We start from the raw sequence: 25,296 nt of genomic DNA, 5'->3' as shown, positions 1-25,296 counted from the left end.
GTAGCTCATGCGTTTCAAAACTGTTCTGAGCCTCCACAAAGGAATCCATCATGGCCAAGATGACCAAGAATCAGTTGATTGATGCAATTGCAGAAGGAACGCAGGTTTCCAAAGGAGACGTAAAGGCCGTCATCGAGCAGATGGCGACTGTAGGCTATAAGGAACTGAATGAATGCGGCGAGTTCGTCATTCCCGGCTTCGTCAAGATGTCAGTCGTAAACAAGCCTGCTACTGAAGCCCGCAGCGGTGTAAATCCTTTCACGAAAGAGCCTATGGAGTTCGCGGCCAAGCCAGCCAGCAGGTCCGTCAAGGCCTCACCTCTGAAGGCGGCTAAAGACGCTGTTTGAAGCGGATGGGTTGGTTGAGGCCTGTTCGTTCGCCTGAACTGTGGGTAATTCCATCACACCGGAAGCAGCGCCTGCTTGCTGCTGTTGGTGATTTCCATGATTGTAGGTCTGCGAGAAGCGAGCGCGCAGGACGCAGAATGCATCCACGAGCGCGCTGCCATGGTCGAAACCGTCCGCGGTTACACCCGGTCCCAGGCCGGTGTTCTTGGACAGCGCGAGCCGTCACGCCGCAGGGGCATCGCAGTACGGCGAGAAGCCAACCACAGCTAGGACGCCCGCACTCCGTCTTCTATGAACGCTCTATTCCGTCGGGCAGTCCTACCATGGGCTTGTCGATGTCATCGACAAACCCATGCGAAGGTGGCCGCAGCCGCTCGCCAAAGTAGCGTTTACGTCCTGGCCGTGAGGCCGATCGGAATGCACGATGATGACGGACTAACGCGACGAAGGTAGATACGAAAGCTTAGGCGACGATTACCTCGTGAAGCACCGTCACTGTGGCTCGGATCCTAGTGATGGTGGTGGCGAGAACGGTGGTGATGGTGAGGACGGTGGTGGCCCCAACCGACGCGGGGAGGGACGTAGGTGGGCCGGCCGTAGAGAAGGACATCGCACCCGGCTCGACGATCGGCATCACCCTCAAGGGAGCAGACGGAAACACCGGGCAGGCGAAGTTCAAGAATTGAGCTTTCGCAATTGAATCTTCTAATCGGAGTGCCGCGATCGCGACGCTCCAGCGTGGAAGACAGGAACGCAACGGTGGCAGCGAACGGAGCAGGCCGAGATCTGAGATTGGACCTCGCGGATTGGCGAATTGGGCGATCTTCCTCGACCACATTCCAAACAACGCGGTCGCATGGATCACGATGAAGAACTATGGGTTCAGCGACGCCGCGGACCTGTTTGTCTTCATATCTGGCTACACGGTCGCGCTCGTCTACTCCCGAACGATGGCGGCCAAAGGCTTCCTTGTGGCCGCAGGCGGCATCCTGGCGCTAGCCTGGCAGATCTACGTCGCGCATATCCTGCTGTTCGTTTTCTACGTCGTCGCCATCGCCTACATCGCGGAACGGTACAATCATGTGCATCTGCTTCATGAATTCAACGTCCGACTATTAATTGCGCAACCGATCGAGTTCCTCAAGCGCGGCCTCGAGGTCTTCATTGGCGCGGCCCGCCGGTCGTTTGTGTGGAATGGTCGGCGGTTCGTGGCGGCCAGCCGGCCGAGTAGGGAGCCGCTATAGCTGTCCGCCGCAAGCCGGCTGACGCAGCCAAAAAATGCGGCCGAAGTCACGGGATCGAACTTTGGCCAGCATTCGACACTTCGATAGAGCAAACGGCCGATAAGGAGGCTCCGATGGATGACAATGAGTTTCGCGTTTGGAGCCATAAGGCCGCTGATTGGGGCGTGAATTATCGCCGAGGTCTGCGCAATCGTCCCGTCCGGGCTCAGACAATGCCCGGAGCCACTTTCAATGCCATTCCTCCAAGCGCGCCCGAATTGCCGGAACCGATGGACGCCATTTTTGCGGACTTCGAAAGGATCGTGATGCCCGGTATCACCCATTGGCAGCATCCGCGGTTCTTCGCCTATTTCCCGGCCAACGCAGCCCCCGCTTCAGTGATCGCCGAGCAATTTGTGTCGGCGATCGCCGCCCAATGCATGCTTTGGCAAACCTCGCCGTCTGCAACCGAGTTAGAGACTCGTGTTCTGGACTGGCTGCGCCGGGCGCTCGGTCTGCCTGAAGGCTTCAAGGGCGTCATCCAGGACTCCGCATCATCGGCAACGCTGGCGGCAGTTCTCGTCATGCGCGAGCGCGCACTGAAATGGTCAGGCAACAGGCAGGGACTGTCGGGTCAACCGCGATTGCGGATCTATAGTTCGGATCAGGTGCACACCTCGATCGATCGCGCCATCTGGATTTCGGGAATTGGCGAAGACAATCTCGTGCGCATTCCGGTCCTTGGCGAAATGCGCGGCCTCGATGTCGCAGCATTGGACGCTGCGATCGTCTCGGACCAACAAGCTGGTTTTCTACCCGCGGGCATTGTCGCCAGTGTCGGAGGTACCAGCGTAGGCGGAACTGACAATGTCGCAGGGATCTGTGAAGTCGCGAGACGACACGATCTCTACGTTCACGTCGATGCGGCGTGGGCCGGGTCCGCGATGATCTGCCCAGAGTTTCGCCATCTGTGGGAAGGAGTCGCGCTGGCCGACTCTCTGGTTCTCAATCCCCATAAATGGCTTGGCGCGCAATTCGATTGTTCCGCACATTTTCTGCGCGATCCCGAAAGCCTGGTGCGAACTCTGGCCATTCACCCAGAATTCCTCAAGACGCACGGCCATGACGGCATCATCAATTACTCAGAATGGAGCATACCGCTTGGCCGCCGCTTCCGTGCCTTGAAGATCTGGTTCTTGCTGCGGGCCTATGGGCTAGAGGGGTTGCGCAACATGATCCGCAATCATGTGCGCTGGTCGGAGGCGCTGGCCGCGCGGCTGACACAGACAGCCGATTTTCGCGTGACAACCAGGCCCATACTCTCATTGTTCTCGTTTCGCCATGAACCAAAGAACGTTGCCGACCTTGATGAACACAACCTTCGACTGATCAATGCGATCAACAACGACGGACGGATCTATCTCACGCAGACCAAAGTCGATGGGCAGTTCGTCATCCGATTTCAGGCGGGTTCATTCGATATGACAGAAGCCGATGCGGATGCCGCATTCGACGTGATCATCGAAATTGCTCGACAAGTGAGTGCGCGAGCAGCATCAGCTTAAGTTCCACGGACGCAGGGTTCGACATCGCTTCCTGGCCGCCGTGACAGATTTCGTTTCCTATCCTGGACCCGCCTGTTAACATCTTCTCGCGTGGTCGCGTTCTTATTCTTGGTGATGAATTTCGGATTATGACAGGATGCGCGAGGGAAAGCCCGTCATGCTCGCAAGGTTCATCGGCACCGTCCTGGCTGTCATAACTGTCTGTGTGACCACATGGGATGGAAATGCATATGCAGAGATATTGATCACGACTGCCACCATATCGCGGGGCGAGTTAGTAATCGTAGGAAGGGTTAGGCGACCGCGCGAGCCAAGCGTGGAGATTAGGATTAGCCCAAATAAAACAGTGCAGGTCGAGAGCACTTCGACTGGAGGGTTTAGGTGGATTGGACCAGAGTTTCCCTCCACTTGCATTGTCAAGATCACCTCCGGGCCGGATACGAGAGAAGTGGTGATACAAAACTGCGGCCTTCCCGGTCCTGCCGGACCGCCCGGGCCGGCGGGTCCTCCGGGCCCAGCAGGACCGATGGGCCCGCCCGGGCCTAAGGGAAATTAACGGGTAACCGGGGCGGCCCCTAATTCCGGCCGTCGGCAGCAAAGCGCAGGAACTGGCGCTTCATCGCATTGACCCTGGCGAGATAGGCCGCGACGAGGTGATCGCCGCAGCGCTCGCCAGCCATCGTTTGAAAACCACGGCGTACGAAAGCCCCCGCCGGACCGCGCCGCAGAGATGGATGAATGCGGCCAGATCCTGCTTCTGCTGCGGGGTTGCCGTCGCATCTGTCGCGCGGGCGAGAACCGCCGCGACATTGCGGTCCAAATACACGGCCGCCAGTTCGATAGCATGGCTCGGAAGCGCGCGAATATATAGGCTGGTGAATCCGCAGTCGGCATCGACGACCGCATTCTTGCGGATACAGGACCGGGCAGCCTCGGCGAAAGCTGCATCGGTCATCTGATATAGGCCGACGGCGCTCGAGGCCGGTCGGTAGACTGCGAGAGGATTCCAGTTGAGTTGCCAGCGCCAGTAGGTGCGCGCCACCGGGTTGCCGGTGCTCTCGACTTGCGCCAACCCGGCTAACAATTCGGGCGTAATCGTGCTGGTCGAATAGACGCGAAAGAGCGGTCCGTACTGCCGCCACGTTTCACTCGGCTTCTTGTCGAGTGCGCCGCCAACGAGGAAGAACAACTCGGTCGGCTTACGGACCACGTGGTAGACGAGGTTCATCAGAGAGAATGCCGCCAGGAGGATCGCGACAACGCCAACGACCGCAACCGCCCGCGGTGCTGTCGTGAGCTTCTGTCGTACCCAACGCGTGCCATGCCAGCGGCGAAGGCGAGGGAGGAAGCTGTTCCAGCTTCTCCTGACCTGCGTCCTACGAGAAGAGGATTTGACAGTGCGCGGCGAGGACACAGGAATCGTCGGTCCGTTATATTGACCTGTTCAGAATCGACAAGCGACAGTTGATAGGGCGGGTTGAGCGCGAGCGAAACCCATCACGGAGAGTTGGGTAGACATTGTTGCGCACGCTCAATGATCTAACCGGAGCGTTAAGGCCGGGTGTGTTTCGTGAAAATTGGCGGACTTCGCTTAGAAGGCGCAGTTGGGACATCATTGTGCGGTGGGCCTGCCGCGGGCCTTCCTCGTCTCAGGGGGAAGGGCCCTCGACACTGCGTCCTGCAGCCGCGTCGACGGCCGCGCGCACCGGTCCGGCCGGCGACAGTGGGGGCGCGGATGCTGGCACCCACGTTGCGACGCCGCTAGTTAAGGTATCAATCCGGTCTCCGATACGGCTGCTCGAGTTGCCTCTACATGGACCGCGAAGGAACGAAGCCCGCGCGGGCTCTTGCCTCTCCAGCCTGAGCTGCCGTCAAAAGGTCGATTAGCCCCTCTGCCGCCGGCGCGGCCGAAGTGCGCGTCGTGACGGCGGCAGTGTACAGGGTCGCCAGAGCGCACCCTGGGGGTAACGAACCGGACAGGGCGACGCCGTTGGTCGCAATGATCTCGGTCGACTGTGTGCAACCGATCGGCCGCCGCGCGTCCGACTCGGCGAGGTGGCGCATGGCGGTTGCACCATTCGGAAAGATGCGCAAGCGTTGCTCCACCTCCCTGGCAATGCCGAGCTGCTCCAGGACTTTCGCGACGTGAATTCCCGCGGTCGATGCCTTGGTGTCCGGGACGAAGATCGCATCCGCTGCCCGCAGCGCCTCGCGCAGGCTTGCTGCATCCTTCGCGGCGACCAGCGGATCTCCTGCGCGGACCGCAAGCGCGGTCTCGACCAGGCCGATATCTCTGACGGAGGCCGATGAGACCAGCTTCTCCGTTGCAAGTGTTGCGACGAGTGCCGATGTGAGGATGATGACATCGGCAGCGGTGCCTTTGCGCAGCTTTTCCGCCATGGCCCCGACCGCGCCAAATTCGCCCTCGATCCGCAAGCCCGTAGCAGCCGTGAAAGCTGGCGCAAGGTTCTTGACGAGTCCCTGCGCCGCCCCGCCGCTCAAAACGCGCAACTTGTTCATGGTGTCAATTCCATCGCGGCGATCAACCGCTCGCGCGTGATGGGAAGATCGCGTATCCGCACGCCGAGGCAATCAAAAACTGCATTGGCTATCGCTGCGGTTACGGGACCGTGTGCAGCTTCGCCCGCACCAACGGGATCTAATTCCGGGCGCTGGATGAGTTCGACTTCGACCTCCGGCACCTCGCTGAAGCGCAGGATCGGGTAGTCCGACCATGTGGTGCTGGTGATGCGTTGCCGGTCGAAGCGGACGCGCTCCTTCAGCACCCAGCTGGTGGCCTGGATGGCGCCGCCCTCGATCTGGTTGATGACTCCATCAGGATTGATCGCCGCCCCGACATCGACTGCGAGAGTCAGCTTTCTGACGCGAATGTCCTTGTCGCCCTCTACTTCGGCCACGGCAGCGCAGTACGCACCCATATTCTTGTAGCGAGCAAAGCCGATGCCATGGCCGATGCCGGGTCGCTGCGCCCGCTTCCACTTCGCGCGTTCGGCAGCGGCGCGGATGACGTCTCTGGCGCGGTCGTCGCTCAGAAGGCGCAGCCGGAACGCGACCGGATCCTCGCGGCGCTCGGCCGCGATCTCGTCGAGAAAGGACTCGATGGCAAACACGTTGCCCTGGGCGCCCAGCGTGCGTAGCGCCGAGGTGCGCACCGGCATCGTCAGCAGACGGTGACTCTCGACCTGCCATGACGGGAAATCATACAGCGGAACGGCATTGCGGTCGGCGCCACCACCATTGGCCTGTGGCGGATTGGTCGAAATCATCCGCGGGAACGGATTCGCCAGCTCGAACCCGGCAAGCAGCGCCGGCTGCGCCGCGCGCCCCGGTCGTGCCGCATGGCCGTTGCTCCAGACCTGATGATGCCAGTGGAGGATCTCACCCCCAGCGTCGAGATCGGCTGCAATCTCGATCGCCATGGCCGCACCGAACGGCGCCTGCGACATCTCGTCGGCGCGCGACCATTGCACCCGTACTGGCCGGCCACCGGCGACCTTCGCCAACAATACGGCATCGAGGGCGACGTCATCGGCTGCGTTGTGGCCATAGCAGCCGGCGCCTTCGAGATGCTCGACCGTGATGTTCTCGGCCGGTAGCTTGAGCAGCAGCGCGAGGTCCGTGCGCAGAAGATAGACCCCCTGGCTATGAGTCCAGACATGGACCTTGTCGCCACTCCGTTGCGCCATCGCGCAAGATGGCGCAATCGAAGCGTGGGCAATATAGGGACGGGTATATTGCTGCCGGATTGTGCGCTTGCCATCGCCTGGCGTTGAAGCCGCCCTCGTGCTGATCACAACCGATTCCAGCGGTTGGCTCTTCAGGAACGCGGCCAGGTCGTTCTCGTCAGGCAATATCTCGCCCTCAGACCATGTCGCGCTCTTGCGCAGCGCATTGAGCGCAGCCTCCGCGCCATTCTCCGTTTCGCTGACGACCCCAGCGAAACTGCCGTCGCGCACGATCGCAACCAGGCCAGCGACGGCGCGCGCCCCATCTTCATTCAGCTCAATCAGCCTTGCGCGCGAATTTTCCGGCCGCAGCACGCGGCCGTGCAGCGTGGCCGGCAGGCTCCAGTCCTGGATGAAGCGTGGCCGCGCAAAGACCTTGTCGGGAATATCGATCCTGTGGACGGAATCTCCCGCCAACCGGCGCTCGGTTGCCAGTTTCGGCGCGATCCCCGGTGTCGCGTCTCGCTCAAGCTCGACATCGTCGGCGAGTTCCCAATAGCTCGTCCTGACATTGCCGGGACCGGAGATGCTTCCGTCCTCAACCGAGAGGGAGGTCTTCTTGACACCGAGGCGATCGGCGGCAACCTCAAGAAAGATTTGTCGGACTTCTGCACAGACGTATCGCAGCGCGCGGCCCGATTGTTGGACCGAAAGACTGCCGGAGGTGACGCCTTCGTTCGGGCTTGCCGCGGTCGAAGCGCGGACCATCCGGATGCGCGCGATATCGATGTCAAGTTCATCGGCGGCGATTTGCGCGAGCGCGGTAACAATGCCCTGTCCGATTTCCACCTTCCCCGGCCAGACCGTCACGTGTCCTTCGGCTGAGAATTCCAGCCAAGATGACAATGTTGGGTTAGCCGCAAGGCTGACCGGTAGCGTTGCTGCAGACGGGGAGGGCGGAGGCCGGCTCATGGCGCCGCCATTTTCCGCTGCTGCGCGCAGCACCGCCCGTACCATCCGGTTGTGCGACCCACAGCGGCAGAGGTTGCGGTCCAGCGCCTCCTTCACCTCGTCGCTGGAAGGTGCTGGATTCCGCTTTAACAACGCCGCGGCGCTCATGAGAATGCCCGAAACACAGTAGCCGCATTGCAACGCCTGTTCCGCGATGAAAGCGCGCTGCAGCGGATGCGGAGCGTTGGCGCTCCCTAATCCCTCTGGCGTCGTGATGTCCTTATTTGCCACCAACCACAGCGGCATATCGCAGGAACTCATGGCGCGATCACCGACAATGACATTGCAGGCGCCGCACTCTCCGGCGCCGCAGCCGAAATGCGGCCCGATCATGCCGAGTTCGCCGCGCAGGATGTCCAACAGCGAACGATCAGGATCGGCGGCTACATCCATTTCGACGCCATTGAGGCGAAATCGAACGTGCGGCATGTTGGATCGGCCCAGGTGAGCTATTGCGTCTTCTCGAACTTCTTGACCACGCCGGCCCATTTCACAATATCGCCGCGCAAAAATTTGTCGAATTCTTCCGGCGACATCGACATCGGCACTGCCCCCTGCGCTCCCCAGAATTTCACGATATCTGGCCGCTTCACTGCCACGTTCACCGCGGCATTGATCTTGTCGATGACGGGCTTCGGCGTTCTCGCCGGCGCCATCAATCCGAGCCAAATCGTTGCCTCATAGCCGGAAATGCCGGCCTCGATCACGGTGGGTACGTCAGGTAAGACGGCTGAGCGCGCCTGGCCGGTGGTTGCCAGCGCCCGCACCTGGTTTTCCCTGACATTGGGCGCCATCGCGGGCACGGCGTCGATCATCATCTGCACCTGGCCCCCGATCACACCGCTTCGCGCCTCGCCGCTGTTGCGGTAGGGCACATGCACGACGTCGATCCCGGCCATCGCTTTGAACAGTTCGCCCGCCATGTGGTACGGCGTGCCCTGGCCGGAGGAGGCGTAGTTCAATTTTCCCGGCTGGGCTTTAGCAAGCGCGATGAATTCCTGCAGCGTCTTCGCCGGTACGGAAGGGTGCACGACGATCACGAGGTCGGAGTAGTTGACCGGAGCGATCGAGACAAGATCGCGCATCAGCTCATATTTGCGCTGCGGCACCAGCGATTCGTTGGCGGTTTGCGTGTTCGACATCATCAACAGCGTGTAACCATCCGGCGACGCCATGGCGGCCTCCTGCGTGCCGATCACGCCCCCGGCGCCGGTGCGGTTCTCGACCACAAAAGGCTGGCCAAAATTTTCCTGCAGGATGTTGCCGATCTGACGGGCAGTGACATCGGCGGGCCCGCCGGCGCCGAACGGAACGATGATCCGGACCGGCCGGGAGGGATAGTCCTGCGCAACTGACGAGGAGCCCGCCAGCAGAAGGGCGGCCAGTGCCAGTACGAATCTTGGGCTCATCATTTCTCTCCCCAAAATATTGTTCTTTGCTGGGAAGTTTAGCTGCGGTGCGAAGTCGCTGTCGACGACAGACTCCGGACGGCTCGCAGGAATAAAACAGAGATGGCGGTGTAGCTCCGGACCTCCGCCCCCTTGGACTTTGAGCACACGCATCTTATCGCTTGCGCGCACTGACTGTGGCCTTCCGCGTGCGTCTCCAAGCCGCGCCATTGCTGCTGAAGCAGGAGCGCCAGAGGAGGCGCCATCTCGATCCTGGATCGGGAAGGTCGTCTTGAGCGGTTCGATCGTACGCCGGCGAATAAAGCAATCATGATACGAGCCGAGGGAATTGAAGGCATCGAACTGGGACGGCGGGCCCGCAAGGTCTCGAATGCGAAAGTTGCAAACTTCGTCCAACTGTCACAATAGACGTCTAAAGACGAAACCATGCATCTCGGCGGGCGGCGAAACGAGATCTAGTGCAGTTGCGCTAGCGCTTCGATCCGATGGCAAGGAGCGATCAATTCGGCCGTGTTATGCGGGTTTCGCGTGTTTCAGGTTCGCGATCTTGGACGCTGTTTGCTGTTTCGGTAGTTCTCGCATCTTGCATTTCTGCGCCCATTTCCAATCCTGGCGCAGCAAACACCGGCATTTCTGGAAAGAAGGCTGCGTCGAGCAGCCTGGCTTTCAATATTCCATCCCAGCCGCTCGGCACGGCGCTGGAAGTCTATGCTCGCATTTCCAGCCGTGAAGTCCTTTATGACGGAGCATTGTCCGAAGGACGTCGTTCCAGTCTCGTTGAGGGTATCTACACACCGGAAGTGGCGCTGCAGATATTGCTCGCTGGCACCGGCCTGTGGGCAGACTTTAAGGATACAGATTTTTTCGTGGTTGGTCCGGTGCCGGCCGATGCAACAGTGCGGGGCGGCGCAACACGCCAGCCATTGGACCACAGGCGTTACTACGGTCTGCTTCAGGCGGGTCTTAAGGCTGTGTTTTGCGGAACACCCGCTGTGCCTGATAGCAGCAGGATTGCGGCCCGATTGTGGATCGGTCAGGCAGGACAAGTGTTGCAGGTGAAGACGCTCAGCTCCACCGGCAGTGACCAGATGGATCGGAGTGTCGACGCTGCCCTGCGCCAGATAAGCTTAGGTGTTGCGCCGCCCGCCGGATTCGCGCAGCCGATTACCATCGTCGTCTTGCCGAACGATCCAGATATGCGGCAGGACTGCGGTCGCCGCGTTCCAAGCAGGACCGGCCATGACTGAAAGCGGTCTGCTTGTCCTGCGTCAGCTATTCCTTACGAGCTACCAGGAACTCAAGGTGAAGCTTACGCGGCGGCTTGGGTCAGCAGATCTCGCCGATGATGCTGTCCAGGACACCTGGCTGCGTCTGAACCGTGCTGAGCACGTCGGCCATGTCAGCAGTCCGGTCAACTATTTGTACCGGATTGCGCTAAATGTCGCGCGCGATCGCATCCTTTCGGAGCGACGCTATCTGGACTCTGCCGAAATCGAAAAGATGCTCGATCTTGCTGACGAGACGGCGGACCCGGCCTCTATTGTTGAGGCACGTTCCGAACTGCGGCTTGTCGAGACGTTCATTTCGGAATTGCCCTCCCGTCAACGTGACATTCTCGTCGCGGCGCGTCTTGATGGCTTGTCGCGTAGCGAGATCGCAAAACGCCTGGGTATTTCCTTGAGCCTGGTCGAGAAAGAGCTGAAATCGGCTCACGAGTACTGTCTTGCCCGTCGCAAGCAAACACGAAAATAAAATGTGGATCGGAGCTCGAAAAACCGTCTTAGCGTTAGACATCTCTCGTGTGGCTCAAGCCACAGGAGCATCTGGACGGATAGGTGTCGAGGGTCGGTGCGGTGGACGATAGAGCCGAACGCGAGCTAAGGGGTGAAGCGGTCGCCTGGGTCCAGCATTTGGACTCCGGTCGGGTGACCCCTGCTGATGTCAAAGCCTTGAAGCAGTGGCGTTCACGAAGCCCGGACCACGAAGCGGCCTTTGCCGATGCGCGCCGGATGTGGAAGGAATTCGCGCTCGGGGCGCGTAGCTTGCGCGAACGGGGGCAATTGTCGCCTGCCTTGGCGGCACGGCCACTGTCCCATTCGACCCTCAGCCGCCGTGCCGCCATTGGCGGGGCGCTCGCCACTGTCTCGGCCGCGGCGGCCTATGCCATGGTTTCCCCGCCGCTCGATCTTTGGCCATCAATTGCGGAGTTGGCAGCGGACTATCGCACCGTGACAGGTGAACAGCGTCAACTGGAGCTTCCGAGCGACGTCTCCATGCACCTGAACTCGCAAACGAGCGTAGCCTTGCGGGGCAACGACGGCGCTCGCATTGAGCTGGTTTCTGGCGAAGCCTCGTTCGTGTCCAAGTCCCAGCAGGAACGCCCTCTCATCGTTCTCGCGGCGAATGGCGTCATGACGACCAGTCGGGCCCATTTCGATGTTCGTCGTGCCGGGCAATCCGTGTGCGTCACGTGCGTCGGCGGTAATGTAAACGTCACGCTGGAATCCCAAGCGACGACGCTCGGCTCGGGCCAACAGGTCCGGTATGATGATCGGGGGCTTGGGCCTGTTGCGAGCATCGATATCGAACTCGTCACCGCCTGGCAGCAGGGTGTGTTGATCTTTCGCTCGGCTCCACTGGCCGAGGTCGTCGAAGAAATCAACCGATATCGGTCGGGCAGAGTGATCCTGATGGACCGAGAACTCGCGCGAAAGCCCATTAGCGGCCGCTTCCGCATCGATCATATGGACGACATTCTGGTGCGCCTGAACCAAGCCTTCGGGATCACAAGCCGAACGCTGCCGGGCGGCATCGTTCTGCTGACCTGAAAACTGGCGATTGCGGAACAGGCGAACGAGAAAAAATTTACGGTTTTGGCTCCGCCGATCAGTCTAGGGGTGAGCGCTTGCGATCGCATGGGGCGCGACCGATGACAGGAGCCGTTCGATGTCGATGATCCAAACCGCGAAGAAGCTCTCCAAGGCGGATCTGAAAGCACAGCGGGTTCCGGGACCGACGACCGCCAACTATGTCTCGCCATTGTCCACGCGTCGTGGCCGCGATCGCCTTGCGTTCCTGGCCGGCGTCAGTGTGACGGCGCTGTTGATGACAACCCTGGACGCTTATGCGCGGCCCCTTGGCGGACAGGCGCCGACACCATCTGCGGCGGCGATTGCGGCAACGCAATCGGCCCAACAGGAAGCCGCCCGCGCGGCGAGCCAGTCCTCCGATGCGCTCAAGCGGGCGACGCTCGCGATCCAGGCGCAGCAGGCGAGCCAGCAGGCGGCGCGTGATGCCGCGCGGGCTGCGGCGAATGCGTCCTCAGTCCCGAATGGCTTGGGCGCCGGCGGACTTCAGCGGGCACTCGGTGCCGCGCCGGGAACCGATCTATGGCGGGGCGCGAATCTGCCGACGCAGTTCACCGAGGGCGATCGCGTCAAGGTCGATGTCGAGCAGACCCAGCAGAAGGCGATCCTCACTTGGGATACGTTCAACGTCGGAGCCCGAACCGATCTGCGCTTTGACCAGCGGGGCAACCGCGACTGGGTCGCGCTCAACCGCGTGCTCGGCACCGATGGCAAGCCCAGTCAGATCCTCGGCAGCATCAAGGCCGATGGTTCGGTCTATGTCATCAACCAGAACGGCATCATCTTCGGCGGCGGAAGCCAGATCAATGTCGGCACGCTGATCGCCTCCACCGCGAAGATCACCAACGAGCAATTCCAGAGCGGCATCTATTCGAGCAGAAGCGGAAGCAATTGGACGCCAAGCTTCACCGACGCGGCCGCGTTTCTCAACAACGGCAAGGGCGGCGGCGTCGTCAAGGTCGAAGCCGGCGCGCAAATCGAGACGCATGCCCCGGCATCAGTGACCTCCAGCGGCGGCTTCGTGCTGTTGATGGGCGGGCAGGTCGTCAACGCCGGCTCGATCACGACGCCGAAAGGTCAGACCCAGCTCGCAGCCGGTGACGACTTCGTGCTGCGCCGTGGTTACGGCACGGACGCCAACCAGTTCTCGACCACGCGCGGCAACGAGATTGCCCCGCTGTTCGACGCGGGCACGCTCGCAGGGCTTGTTCGCAATGACGGCTCGATCTTCAGCCCGCAGGGCGATATCACGCTGGCGGGTCGGGCGATCGAGCAGAACGCCATTCTCGTCGCCTCCACCTCGGTCAATACGCGTGGCACGATCCATCTTCTGAATGCGGCGACCGACACGCTCGGCAGCATCAGGCTTGGCCCCGGTAGCGTCACCACAATCATTCCCGAACTCGAGAGCCGGGAGACGGCGCTGAATTCGCAGCGCGATGGCTTGATCGATGCGTCCGAAGCGGCGAATCTGCTGCGAGCCACGACGCCGCTCGGGATCTTCAACAATCTCTCGACTCTGGCGGACCGGCTCGATCAGTCGCGGATCGAGATCGTCACGGGCGGTCAAGTCGTTTTCGAGGGCGGTACGACACCGGGAGCAGGCTCGCTTACGATCGCACAAGGCGGTCAGGTTGCGGTATCAGCCGGGGGACGCATCTTCACCGAGACCGGTGCGACGATCGACGTCTCGGGCGTCCGCGACGTGTCCCTGGCAATGTCGTCGAACAACATCCTCGTCAATATCCAGGGCAATGAGCTGCGCGACAGTCCGGTCAACCGCGACAAGGACTACCTCAAGAACCAGGATGTCTGGGTTGATATTCGTGACCTGATCTTCGTGCCGGCCGGGACCGGGGGCTACGACACCGACCGCTATTATACGCCGGGCGGTCTGCTCGAAGTCGGCGGTCATCTCGCCAACACCGCTCACACGATCGGGGAGTGGGTCGCGCTCGGCGGCACCATCACGTTGTCGGCGCCTGAGGTGATCGCAAAGCAAGGCTCAGTGTTCAATATCTCCGGCGGCTCGATTCGCTACGAGGCCGGCTATATCCGCACCAGCAACTTTCTCGGACCGGACGGTCGGCTCTACAACATCAACGACGCCCGCGCCGACATGACCTTCTATGGTCTCGGCCAGGGCTTCGTTCGCGAGCATGAGCGCTGGAACGTCACCGAGGTCTGGACCAGCCCCTTCGGCAAGGGCCGCGAAAGCGTGCGCTGGGAAGAGGGCTACACGGTCGGCCGCGACGCCGGCAAGCTCATCCTCTCGACGCCGACGGCGATCTTCGAGGCCGACATCCTCGCCGATGTCGTCCAGGGTGAGCGGCAGGTCTCGGCGCGACCGACGGATATCGCCGACGGCTACAAGCTCGGCCAGACCCAAGTGGCGCAAGCGGGACAGCTTCTTGTCGGCAGCTATGGCGCGCTCGGGTGCATGGGCATTCACGACAGCGCGATCGTCATCGGAGGCGTCGAGGACATCACCCGAAGCCTCGACGCGTCCTCCGTCCTTCCCGCCAGCCGCAGCAACACGTTATGGTTTGATGCCTCCCGCCTCAACGACCAAAGGCTCGGCGGGCTCGACCTCGCCACGGGCGACTCCATCGCGATCGACAGCGGCCTGACGCTGGCCGATGGAGGCTCCCTCGACCTCATCGCACCTGTCATCGACATCAGAGCAGGCGTTACCGTTCGAGGCGGCAGTGTCACGGCAAGCAACCAGCTTGTGACGCGTGAAGCTCGGGGCGACTCCGTCGCCACACGGAACACCGATCTGTCCAAAGACGGCGGCTCGAGCGTGACGCTGCATTCGGGAATGACGATCGACACCCGCGGCATCTGGACGAACGCGCAGGTCGATCCGACCAATCTCTCCGGTCTCGCCTTCGTCGACGGCGGACGCGTCACGCTGCGCTCGACTGGCGACGTGACGCTGGAAGAGGGATCGCGGATCGACACCTCCTCCGGTGCCGCGATCCTCACCAACGGCAAGACCAAGGCCGGCAAGGGCGGAGACCTGTCGCTGCTCGCCGGCTACAACGGCGGCAGCGGCAACCTGACGCTGAACGGGACGATCACCGGCTATGGCGTTGAAGGCGGCGGCGCGCTGTCGCTGTCCACCGCGGGCCTCGTCGTGATCGGCGATGCCAGCTACGAGATCGGCGAGACATTGCCCGCCGGCAGTGTGACGCCGGCGGACGTGACGTTGACGGAAGCCTTGTTCATTCCGGCGGGGACGCCGCTTCCGGCCGCCTACAGCCAGACCTTCACCACGGTCGCGGCGGGCGCCACGCTGCCCACCGACGTGCCCTTCACCACGACCACAGTGGCGGCGGAGTGGGTGGTGCCCGCCGGCGCAATCAGCATCGCGTATGTAAGGCCTGGAACCTCGGCCGTGGTAGCGGCGCCGGCCGGCACCGTCATTCCTGCCGGCTCGACGGTGCGTGGATACAGCGTACAAACGCCTGTTCTGCCCGGAGGCTATGTGCTGCCGGCCAACGCCTTTCCCACGGGCCTGAGGCTGACCGCGCCGCAGGTCGTGACCTACATGCCCGGGATGCCCGCGCCGGTGGACGTGACCATCGCGGCCGGCACGGTGATCCGGGCGGGGACGCTTCTCCCGGTGGAAGCCCGGATCGCGCCGCCGGCTACGCTCAATCTCGCCGACGATGTTCTGAGCCGCGGATTCTCCAAGTATTCGATCAACGGGCAGAGCGGATTGCTCGTGGCATCGGGCGCCGCGGTTGCGCCGATCATGCCGATCTACCGGTTCGATACAGGTGTCTACGGTGTACCGACCGGCAGCGATCCGTCGGACGCGCTGAGCGTATGGCTGCCGGACGTCTATATCGCCGACCCAATAGCGACGACGCTCACCCAGCGCGGCGGCGTCGATCTCGAATTGCTGTCGGGCCGCAGCGTGGACGGCGACACCAGCTGGCTCTCGGGCGGCGGTGTGACGATCGCCCAGGGCGCGTCGATCGCCGTCGATCCCGGCCGCAAGGTCAACATCGCCAGCGGCGGGCAGATCAATATCGACGACACGATCACCGCCCATGGCGGCGAGATCACCGTCCTGAACGCCAACCGATTCAGCAATAAGGACGTCGGCGGGCTCTCGGTCTGGATCGGCGAGCATGCACGGCTCGACACCTCGGCGCAGGCGGTCACCGCGGTCGATGCCCGCGGGCGGGTCTATGGCGTGGTGCCGGACGGCGGCAAGGTCGTGCTCGGCAGCCTCGGCGGCGAGGACACGCTTTACGAGAACGCCTATCTGTCCGCCGACGCCTATGTCGTAGTGCGCGAAGGCGCGGTGATCGACGTCTCGGGCACCAGCGCCGAGCTCGACATCACAAACATAGGAGCGGCCGGACAGACGAGTTACGCGCGCCGCATTGTCGCCAGCAATGGCGGCAGCATCGTCCTGGATTCCTATCAGGGCATCTACAACGATGGCACGCTGCTCGCCCGTGCGGGCGGCGCGGGCGCCTCGGGCGGCATGCTGACGATCAATTTCGAAGCGCCGATCTACAGCTATGCCTCGGGCGACATCGTGCCTTCGCGCCTGCAGGCGGGTAGGGCGATACGGATCTCCCAGACAAGGCAGCGGAGCGCGTTGCCGGCCGATCTTCAGGTTGGTGCGGCCCATCAAGACCTCAGACCCGGCTACGCGAATCTCAGTGCCGAGCAGGTCGCGGAGGGCGGCTTCGGCACCCTGTCGCTGTTAGCGCGCACCGGAATCGTGTTCGAGGGCGACGTGAACCTTGCGGCAGGCCGCAGCATCGCGCTGCGCACGTCGGGCCTCTACAATTCCGTCAACGGCGCCCACGCGACGGTGTCCGCGCCTTACGTCAGTCTCGACGGACAGTTCATGCGAGAGGCCGGACTGTTCCAGGTGCTCCCCTCCATCCTGCCGGCCTATCCGGCGACGGGGACACTGACCGTCGATGGCGGGCTGATCGACGTCGCCAGCCGGATGAACGCCTATGCCGCGAAGCTGACGCTCGACAGCCGGAGCGACCTGCGGTTCATGACGGGGACGCTCGCCGTGACCGGCGATCTCGATCTGATCGCGCGGCGCATCTATCCGGTCACCGGCGCCAAGGCGGGCCTCTATGCCGGCACGGCGGTGGATATTAGCAGCCGGCCGACGATTCCCTTCGGCACTGAGAACACCAGCACGATCACGATCGGGCGGCACGATGATGCGCCGGTCGCCGCGCCCTATTCGGTGTTCGGCTCGCTCGGTCTGACGGCCGGGACGATCCGGCAGGGCGGCAATCTGCTCGCTCCGCTCGGCACGATCGCGCTCGCCGCGGCTGACCCGCAGATGGTGACGCGAGGCCTCGTCGAGTTCCTGCCGGGCAGCCTGACCTCGGTCAGCGCCAGGGGGCTCGTCATCCCCTATGGCGGCACGGTGGACGGCGTCAGCTTCACCGTCGACGGCAGCGAACAGGTGCCCTACGACCTCCTCACCGGAACGGTCGTGAAGGATGTCGACGGCAATTACGTCACTAACAGTCGCAGCGGGCGCCTCGGCATCACCGTGACGGGCACCAATGTCGTGAGCCATCCGGGCTCCGTGCTCGATCTGTCCGGCGGCGGCACGCTGGCGGGCGCCGCCTTCGTCTCCGGTCGCGGCGGCTCGGTCGACGCGCTGGTCAACGCGCTGGCCGACGCCAATCCCGGCTACGGCTACAGTTCATCTGGGAACCCGGTCTACGCCATCGTGCCGGGCGTCGACATCGCGCCGCCGGCCGGCGGCTACTCCACGGCCTGGACCGGCTCGGTGCCGGGCCTCGGCGAGCAGATCACGATCCCGGCCGGCGTGCCGGGGCTGCCAGCCGGTACTTACACGCTGCTACCGGCGAACTATGCGCTGCTGCCCGGGGCCTACCGCGTCGAGCTTGGCGCGCGGGGGACGACAGGATTTGCGGCGGCCCAGTCGCTGTCGAACGGGTCCTATCTGACGAGCGCGACGCGCGGCGTGGCCAACACCTCGATCGGCGACTCATTGCTGACCCGCGCCATCGTCACGCCCGGCGCGACTCTGCGCACCTATTCACAATACAACGAGCAGGGCTACGAGGCCTTCCAACTCGCGCAGGCGGCGACCTTCGGGACGGGCCGTCCGTTGATGGCGGCCGACGGCAAGTTCCTGACCCTCAATCTTTCGACATTGGCTACGGGCAGCGCGCCGCGCGTGGAATCGGCACTCATTTTCGACGGCTTCGCTGATTTCACGCCAGGCGAGGGCGGGTATGGCGGAACGTTGGCGGTCTCCGGCGGTGGCGGTGCCAACCGTTCGTACAACACCGATATGGTGATCACGGGAGGGGGCAGCACAACAATCCGCAGCAGCAGCGTCACGACCGTTGCCGCGTCCGAGATCGCCGACGTCGGAGCGCCTAACCTCTATGTCGGCTCCGCGCCCGGGGCCAGTTATACTGCTGGAAATCCGGTCTTCGAACTCACGACCAACGACGGCCTTGTCCGCTCGCTCATCTTGGAAAACGGGGTTGTGCTGACGGGCTCGCAGGTCATCCTTGCCGCAAACCAGGACATCACGGTGAAGTCCGGGGCGTCGGTCAATACGCTCGGCCACGGGCTGATGGCGCCGGACACGGTCGCCACCGGCTTGTTGTTCAGCGCGCCGGCCCTGCTGGCGGTCTCGAATGGCTCGATCTCCCTCGAACCGTGGCGGTTGAACACGACGTCGAGGATCACTCTCGAGGACGGCTCTTCGCTCTACAGCGAAGGCTCGATCGCCTTCACCGCCGGCCAGGGAGTTGTCATGCAGGACGGCGCCCGTTTCGGAACGCGCGATCTCGAACTGGCTCTGCCCTATATCAATATCGGCACCGCGGAGCAGCTTGCGGCCGCGGCGTCCGCCGGCATCCTGCCGAGCGGGCTGTCGCTCGATCAGGCGGTGCTCGATAGGCTGGTACAGGGCGATCCGGTCACCGGCGCGCCCGGAATGAAGAATCTTATTCTGGCGGCCGGAAACTCGGTCAACTTCTACGGCTCCGTGAATCTGTCCACGCTCGACGAGAACGGCGTGTCGGTCCTCGAAAGCTTCGTGCTGAGCACGCCCGCAATCTACGGCCATGGCGGTGCGAATGACAGCGTCACGCTGACCACCGATCGGCTGGTATGGTCGAGCCGTTCGCTGCGGACGGGTGCGACCGGTTCAGGCCAGCCGATCTATGGCCCTGCCGCGCCCGGCGCGATCATCGCAGACGGGCCGGGCACCGGCCACGGCATCTTCAATGTGGCGGCGCGCGAGATCGTCTTCGGCTATCTTGAGCAGTCGCGGCCGCTCAACACGGTCCAGTTCAACCGGCTGATGCTCGGCTTCGAGACGGTGAATCTCAACGCCTCCGAGCGCATCACCTCGAACAACCTCAATACGCTCGCCGTCTGGCAGACCGGGGGGAGCCCGACCTCGTCCTTCGATCCGGCCACCTATACCGGCGAGCAGGCAGCCTTGAACCTGGTCACGCCGCTGCTGACCGGCGATAGCGGCTCGGTGCTGTCGGTCTATTCCGGCGGCACATTGCGTGTCGTCGCCCCGCAGGGCGCGCCCGCCGGCGTCGCTTCGGCGGACTCGCTCGGCGCCACGATCAACCTCGCATCCGTCCAGGGGGCGGTCCAACTCGACACCACCGTCGCGCTGCCTTCCGGCAAGCTGACGGTGACTGCGGCCCAGACGCTTCAGATCGATGACGGCACACGCATCGACCTGGCGGGCCGCGCCATCCCCTTCAAGGACGTCACCAAATATTCCTGGGGCGGCGACCTCATTCTGGAGAGCGCGCATAGCAGCATCATCGTCCAGGGCGGCGCGACGTTCGACGTTTCCGCGGTGAACAACCATGCCGGTTCGGTCACGATGTCGGCGACCGACGGGGCCGGCGGCGGCGGCATCGTCTTCGTCAACTTGGACGGCACGCCGCTGCAGTCGATCGACGGCATGTTCAAGGGCTCGTCCACCGCAGGCTACGAGAGCGGCTCGTTCAAGCTCAGAGCGCACTTCATTGGCCCGACAGGCACCCAGAGCGAAAGCTTTGCGCGCATCAACACCGCCCTGAATGCAGGAGGGTTCTTCGAGAGGCGCGAATTCGCGCTCAAGCAAGGCGATCTCGCCATCGGCAACGAGGTGAGGGCGCGCAATGTCGTCGTGTCGGTGGACAATGGCAGCCTGACCGTCAACGGCCGGATCGACGCCAGCGGCGCGGCACCGGGCTCCATCCGGCTCTCGGCCAAGAACGATCTGACCATTGCATCCACTGCTGCGCTCGATGTGCATGGCACCGAACTGCAGACCGACAGCGACGGCGCCGTCATCGAGGCGAAGAACCGTGGCCGCATCGAGCTGACCGCGACGACCGGCTGGCTCCGGCTCAACCAGGGCGCCACGCTGGACCTGAGCTCGCCGGACGGTGCGAGGCGCGGCAAGGTGGTGCTCAATACCGGCCGCACGGGCGAGACGAGCGGCGACGCGCGGATCGATGCCGCGGGCCCGTTGACTATCCGTGGCGCGGCGGAGATCGCGCTGAACGCGTTCTGGACCTATTCGCCGACCGATGCCGACGGCAGCATCGTGCAGGACAATGGCGGTGCCGATCCGGTGGGGGCGGACGGCGTGCTCGGTCTTAACCAGATCGGTGCGCGCAATGTGCTCTTCATCGACGCGGCTTTGGCCAATGCCGGTCTCGCCGGCCGCACCGCCGGCCTGTCCGCTTATGGCGACGCCTATCATTTGCGGCCGGGCGTCGAGATTGGTGGCAATTCATCCTCGAACGGCAATCTCACGGTCAAGGGCAATCTTGATTTCGCGAGCCTGCGCACGTCGGACGAGACCTACAGTGCCACGGAATCCGGCTCGCTCGTCGTCCGCGCACCAGGCAACCTCACCGTGAACGGCAGCATCACGGACGGCTTCGGCAATCCTGTCGCGAATCCGAACGATGTGAGCAGCAGCACCGAGACGCTGACCAGCCCCCGGACGCTGACCGAGTCGATCACTGTCGCAGCAGCATCGAGCATTCCGCTCACAACGCTGAACTTCGACATCGTCCTTGCACAGGGCAATTCCGTTAAGCGCGGTGTCTCCATCCCGTTTGAGTTCACGGGTACGGGCAACATGGTCATTCGCGCCGCCGACACGCCCGGTGGCTGGACGTTGGAGGGGTCGATCAAGCTCGGCAACAACCTGTCGCTCGCAAATGTTGGAAACCGCAGCGTCGTGCTGCCGGACGGAACGACATACAACTCGAGCCAGACCATACCGGTGGGCACCATCCTGCCGGTCGGGACCGTCATCAATGTCGGTGACGCCATCCAAATGGTCATTCCGGGCAATTCGATCTACGGGGTCGGAACCCGGCTGCCAGGTTCGGGCGTAGCGACGCTTCCGGTTGGCACGGTCATTCCGAGGAATACAGACCTCGCCGCCGTCATCAATAACGCCAGGGTCGCACTGCAGGCCGGCCAGACGCTGCCCTCCGGCGCCGTCCTGCCGACGGGAACGACGATCGTCTCGTCGACGCCTATCGCCAACCATGCGGGCGCGCCGATGCTGGCGCCCGGCAGCCAATCCTGGTCGATCCGCCTCGTCAGCGGCGCCGACGGCACCAGCGCGGACACAAGTGCGGTGCAATCGCTCTCGGCGCTTGGGGCGGGCGGCAACATGCTGCTCTCCAACTCGCTCGTCAACGCGGCCGGCAAGGTCCTGCCGAGCGTGATCCGCACCGGCACGGGCGATCTCGATCTCATCGCCGGGCGCGACCTCACCCAGGACACGCCCTTCGGCGTCTACACCGCCGGCACCCAGATCGATGTCGGCGGCGCCTATGCCGGCGTCACCTCGCAGGGCGGCTATTTCATCGAAAACGGCGGCGATCTGACGATCGCGACCGGGCGCAATCTCACGGGCTCTCTCCAGGTGGACAATGTTGCGTCTGCGGGCCAGAATAATTACTCGGTCGGCAACTGGCTGGTGCGCCAGGGTGATGCCACGACGCCAGCGGCCTGGGGCATCCGCTTCGGGGCCTATGGCGGACTCAATGCCAACCTCTTCTATGGCTTCTCCGGCTTCGGCACGCTGGGCGGCGGTAACCTGGCGGTTGACGTCGGCGGTGATGCCGGCACGCTCGTCGCGATCGACAGTCCCGGCAGCTCGAACCGTGCCAGCACGGGCCTCATCTTCGCGGTGGGCGGAAGCGGCCGAGTCACCTCGGTGACGAAGACGCCGGACGGCGTCGTGACCGGCGGCACCTTGCTGCAGACCGGCGGCGGCGACCTCTCCGTCGATATCGGCGGTCGGCTGAACCCGCTCATCACATCCACCGCTACGGACGATCTCAACGGCTCCTTCACCAATGTGCGCGGCGACATCGCCGTCAAGGCCGGCGCCATCGGCTCGGCGCTGCTGGCCTATGGCGTCGGCGCGCCGAACGATCCGCGGGCCGTCGACCTCTATCGGGCGACGATGCTCCAGACCGATGGCGGCGTCGGCGGGCCGGTGGTCGTCATCGGCGACGGATCGGCCAGCCTGCAGGCGCGCGGCGACCTCGTCTTCGGCGGCGCCGGAGATCCCGGCATGATCTATCCCACCGGCATTTCCGTCATTGGCCCGGCCTTCTCGCTGTGGCGCCCGGATACCGCGATCACGCTGTTCTCCGCGGGCGGCAACATGGTGCCGCTGAATGCCTCGAGCCCCAGCCAGAACGAAATATGGGGCAGCGAGGACCAAACGAACCGCGCCATGCTGCCGCCGATCTTCGAGGCGGTCGCGGCGCATGGCAGCCTGTACTGGGCAGGTTCGCGGCGGATCGAGCTGGCGCCGTCCCGCGACGGCTATCTGGAACTCCTGGCCGGCGACTCGATCTATGCGGCGGCATACGAATTTGGTAGCTTCAGCGATCCTGTCGCGGCCGCCTGGAGCGTGTCCGGCGCCCAGACCGATCCCAATTCGATCCCCAATCCGTTCCGGCCGGGATCGAGCAACTCCTATTTCCAGTTCCAGTCGGACACCGTCACCACCAACCTGCACGCGGGCGACGACAAGCTCATCCGCGTCTATGCGATGACTGGCGACATCGTCAATTTCACGCTCGGCGATCCCTCGCCGCAATACGTGAACGGCGAATATCTGCCGCGTTACCGCGCAGCCATGCCGGCCCGCATCTACGCCGGGCGCGACATCGTCAATTTCGGCAAGAACGCCTATCGCAGCCAGTTGGGTGACGCGGTCTTCAAGGACACGCCAAGCCTGATCCTGAACAACGACGCAACCGATGTCTCGATCATCGAGGCCGGCCGCGACATCCTCTACGCTCAGGTGCAGGTCGCCGGCCCGGGCTCGCTGGAGGTCAAAGCCGGACGCAATCTCTATCTCGGCGACAAGGGCTCGATCGTCTCGATCGGCGCTCTCGCCGCAGGCGACACGCGCCCCGGTGCGTCGATCCTGATGCAGGCGGGCGCTGGCGCCGCGGGTCCGAACTATGCGGGTCTCTGGGCCTATCTCGATCCGGCCAATCTCGCTGTTGTCGGCACGCCGCTTGCCGATCAGCCCGGCAAGGTCGCCAAGACCTATGAGCACGAACTGATGGCCTGGCTGGCGGAGCGCTACGGCTTCGCGGCATCGACCGTCGCGGACGCGCGCGCCTACTTTACGGCGCTCGCGCCCGAGCAGCAGGCGATCTTCCTGCGCCAGGTCTATTTCGCCGAGCTCAAGGCCGGGGGCCGCGAATACAACGATCCGGAAAGCAGCCGCTTCCAATCCTATCTGCGCGGCCGCCAGGCGATCGCGGCTCTGTTCCCTGAGGAGGGCGCAAACGGCAATCCAATCACATACGCCGGCGATATCACCATATTCGGAGGCTCCGGCGTGCGCACGCTTTACGGCGGCAGCATCCAGATGCTGACGCCGGGCGGCCAGCAAGTGGTGGGTGTCGAAGGCCAGGTGCCGCCGGCGTCGTCGGGCCTCATTACCCAGGGGCAGGGCGACATCGCGCTCTATTCCAAAGGCTCGATCCTGCTTGGCCTGTCCCGCATCATGACGACCTTTGGCGGCGACGTCCTCGGCTGGTCGGCGGAGGGTGACATCAACGCCGGCCGCGGCGCCAAGACCACGATCGTCTACACGCCAGCGCGGCGAGTCTATGATGATTATGGCATGGTCACTTTGTCACCGGCCGTGCCCGGTTCGGGTGCGGGCATCGCATCGCGCAGTTCGGTCCCGGGCGTTCCCGGCGGCAGCATCGACCTCATCGCGCCCTTGGGCACCATCGATGCAGGCGAAGCCGGCATCCGTTCCGGCGCCGACGTCAACCTCGCGGCGCTGCAGATCGTCAACGCCGCCAACATCCAGGCGCAGGGCAATGTCACCGGCGTGCCCACGGTGCAGGCGCCGCCGGTCGCGGCATTGGCCTCCAGCAGCAATATGACGGCAGCGACGCAGCAGGCTCAGCCGGCCGCGCCCAGCACCAGCGATCGTCCGTCGATCATCATCGTCGAGTTCCTCGGCTTCGGTGGAGGCGAGGGCGGCCCCAACGGCGATCAACGCAGGAAGGATGATGAGCGCAGCAGCCTTGAGCCGCAGGATTACCAGCCTGACAGCAGATTTCAGGTTGTTGGCAATGGCGAACTGACCGAGGAGCAAAAGAAAAAGCTGACCACGGACGAAAGGGGAAGGCTGTAGGGTTTGTCGCTTCGCTTCGCTCTGCCATGCGATGATCTCATCCTCGAACCAGACCCTGCGGTTTGGGCTGACGTAAGTCGATCGCGGAAATCGGCCCGCCCCATTCGATAGCCACCGTCATTGCGAGCGCAGCGAAGCAATCCATGCCTCCACAAGCGGTGCTATGGATTGCTTCGCTGCGCTCGCAATGACGATGTGGTTGCTTTGGGTGCGACAAATCAACCCGACGGGCAAATCAGCCGAAAGTCTGTCCAGCCCTTCGCGCGAAAATAAATCGCTTAACCCGTCGGGCAAATCATCGCTATGACTCCGCGCGTCTCACGGCGGATGAGGGGCGGCTCGCGATCGTCACGAACGTTGCGGTGAGATGCGGTGGACGCGATGGGTGTGACTGACGAGCGCGCACATCACGGACGGCGAAGTCGTGTGGTCCTGGCGCCCCGACGCTGGCGCTAAGTTCTGCTCGTTGAGCAGAG

Annotated in this window: 10 protein-coding genes and 2 pseudogenes; 8 read left to right on the top strand and 4 right to left on the bottom strand. The window is 63.3% G+C overall.

The features are described from left to right. The first annotated feature begins 50 nt into the window (after window positions 1–50). From CWO89_RS18475 to CWO89_RS18455, 4 genes and pseudogenes are all read left to right on the top strand, one after another. Window positions 51–347 (top strand): HU family DNA-binding protein, encoded by a 297-nt coding sequence (locus CWO89_RS18475; protein WP_130224561.1) that lies wholly within the window; start codon window positions 51–53, stop codon window positions 345–347. Window positions 348–844: 497 nt separating this feature from the next. After that, window positions 845–1,033: a hypothetical protein gene (locus CWO89_RS18465; RefSeq protein ID WP_130580186.1), complete on the top strand. Its 189-nt coding sequence runs from the start codon at window positions 845–847 to the stop codon at window positions 1,031–1,033. Window positions 1,034–1,106: 73 nt separating this feature from the next. Next, window positions 1,107–1,501: pseudogene (gene opgC, locus CWO89_RS18460) on the top strand (OpgC domain-containing protein); the annotation flags it as partial. A 203-nt stretch (window positions 1,502–1,704) separates the two neighbouring features. Further along, a complete protein-coding gene (locus CWO89_RS18455; RefSeq protein ID WP_130580185.1) occupies window positions 1,705–3,135 on the top strand; it encodes a pyridoxal phosphate-dependent decarboxylase family protein in 1,431 nt (476 codons plus the stop codon). Window positions 3,136–3,710: 575 nt separating this feature from the next. On the opposite strand, the pseudogene CWO89_RS18450 reads toward CWO89_RS18455, so the two are convergent. The 4 genes and pseudogenes from CWO89_RS18450 to CWO89_RS18435 all read right to left on the bottom strand — a co-directional run bounded on the left by CWO89_RS18450 (window position 3,711) and on the right by CWO89_RS18435 (window position 9,244). Continuing rightward, a pseudogene (locus CWO89_RS18450) lies at window positions 3,711–4,363 on the bottom strand (transglycosylase SLT domain-containing protein). A gap of 581 nt (window positions 4,364–4,944) precedes the next feature. Next, the gene (locus CWO89_RS18445; protein ID WP_130580184.1) at window positions 4,945–5,655 is read right to left on the bottom strand and encodes a molybdate ABC transporter substrate-binding protein; all 711 of its coding nucleotides are present in this window, start codon (window positions 5,653–5,655) and stop codon (window positions 4,945–4,947) included. Next, window positions 5,652–8,261, bottom strand: coding sequence for a molybdopterin-dependent oxidoreductase (locus tag CWO89_RS18440; RefSeq protein ID WP_207234511.1), 2,610 nt, complete (start codon window positions 8,259–8,261; stop codon window positions 5,652–5,654). The genes CWO89_RS18445 and CWO89_RS18440 overlap by 4 nt, the downstream gene beginning before the upstream one ends. Before the next feature lie 20 nt (window positions 8,262–8,281). Beyond that, a complete protein-coding gene (locus CWO89_RS18435; RefSeq protein WP_130580182.1) occupies window positions 8,282–9,244 on the bottom strand; it encodes a tripartite tricarboxylate transporter substrate binding protein in 963 nt (320 codons plus the stop codon). A gap of 482 nt (window positions 9,245–9,726) precedes the next feature. Between CWO89_RS18435 and CWO89_RS18430 the strand changes: the two genes are divergently transcribed. The 4 genes from CWO89_RS18430 (at window position 9,727) to CWO89_RS18415 (ending at window position 24,820) form a co-directional block, all read left to right on the top strand. Next, on the top strand, window positions 9,727–10,488 hold the full coding sequence (locus CWO89_RS18430) for a TonB C-terminal domain-containing protein (protein ID WP_130580181.1): 762 nt from the start codon (window positions 9,727–9,729) through the stop codon (window positions 10,486–10,488). Further along, complete coding sequence (locus tag CWO89_RS18425) at window positions 10,481–10,993, top strand: RNA polymerase sigma factor (RefSeq protein ID WP_130580180.1); 513 nt, start codon at window positions 10,481–10,483, stop codon at window positions 10,991–10,993. Before CWO89_RS18430 ends, CWO89_RS18425 begins: the two co-directional genes overlap by 8 nt. 83 nt (window positions 10,994–11,076) lie before the next feature. Further along, a complete protein-coding gene (locus tag CWO89_RS18420; RefSeq protein WP_349644888.1) occupies window positions 11,077–12,069 on the top strand; it encodes a FecR family protein in 993 nt (330 codons plus the stop codon). Window positions 12,070–12,187: 118 nt separating this feature from the next. Then, window positions 12,188–24,820, top strand: a complete 12,633-nt coding sequence (locus tag CWO89_RS18415; protein ID WP_130580178.1) for a filamentous hemagglutinin family protein — start codon at window positions 12,188–12,190, stop codon at window positions 24,818–24,820. The last annotated feature ends 476 nt before the right edge of the window (window positions 24,821–25,296 follow it).

It is taken from the genome of Bradyrhizobium sp. Leo170 (assembly GCF_004296405.1).
Lineage (GTDB): Bacteria > Pseudomonadota > Alphaproteobacteria > Rhizobiales > Xanthobacteraceae > Bradyrhizobium.
The sequence above is the reverse complement of the archived record's forward strand: the minus strand, read 5'-3'. Positions and strand labels throughout refer to the sequence as shown.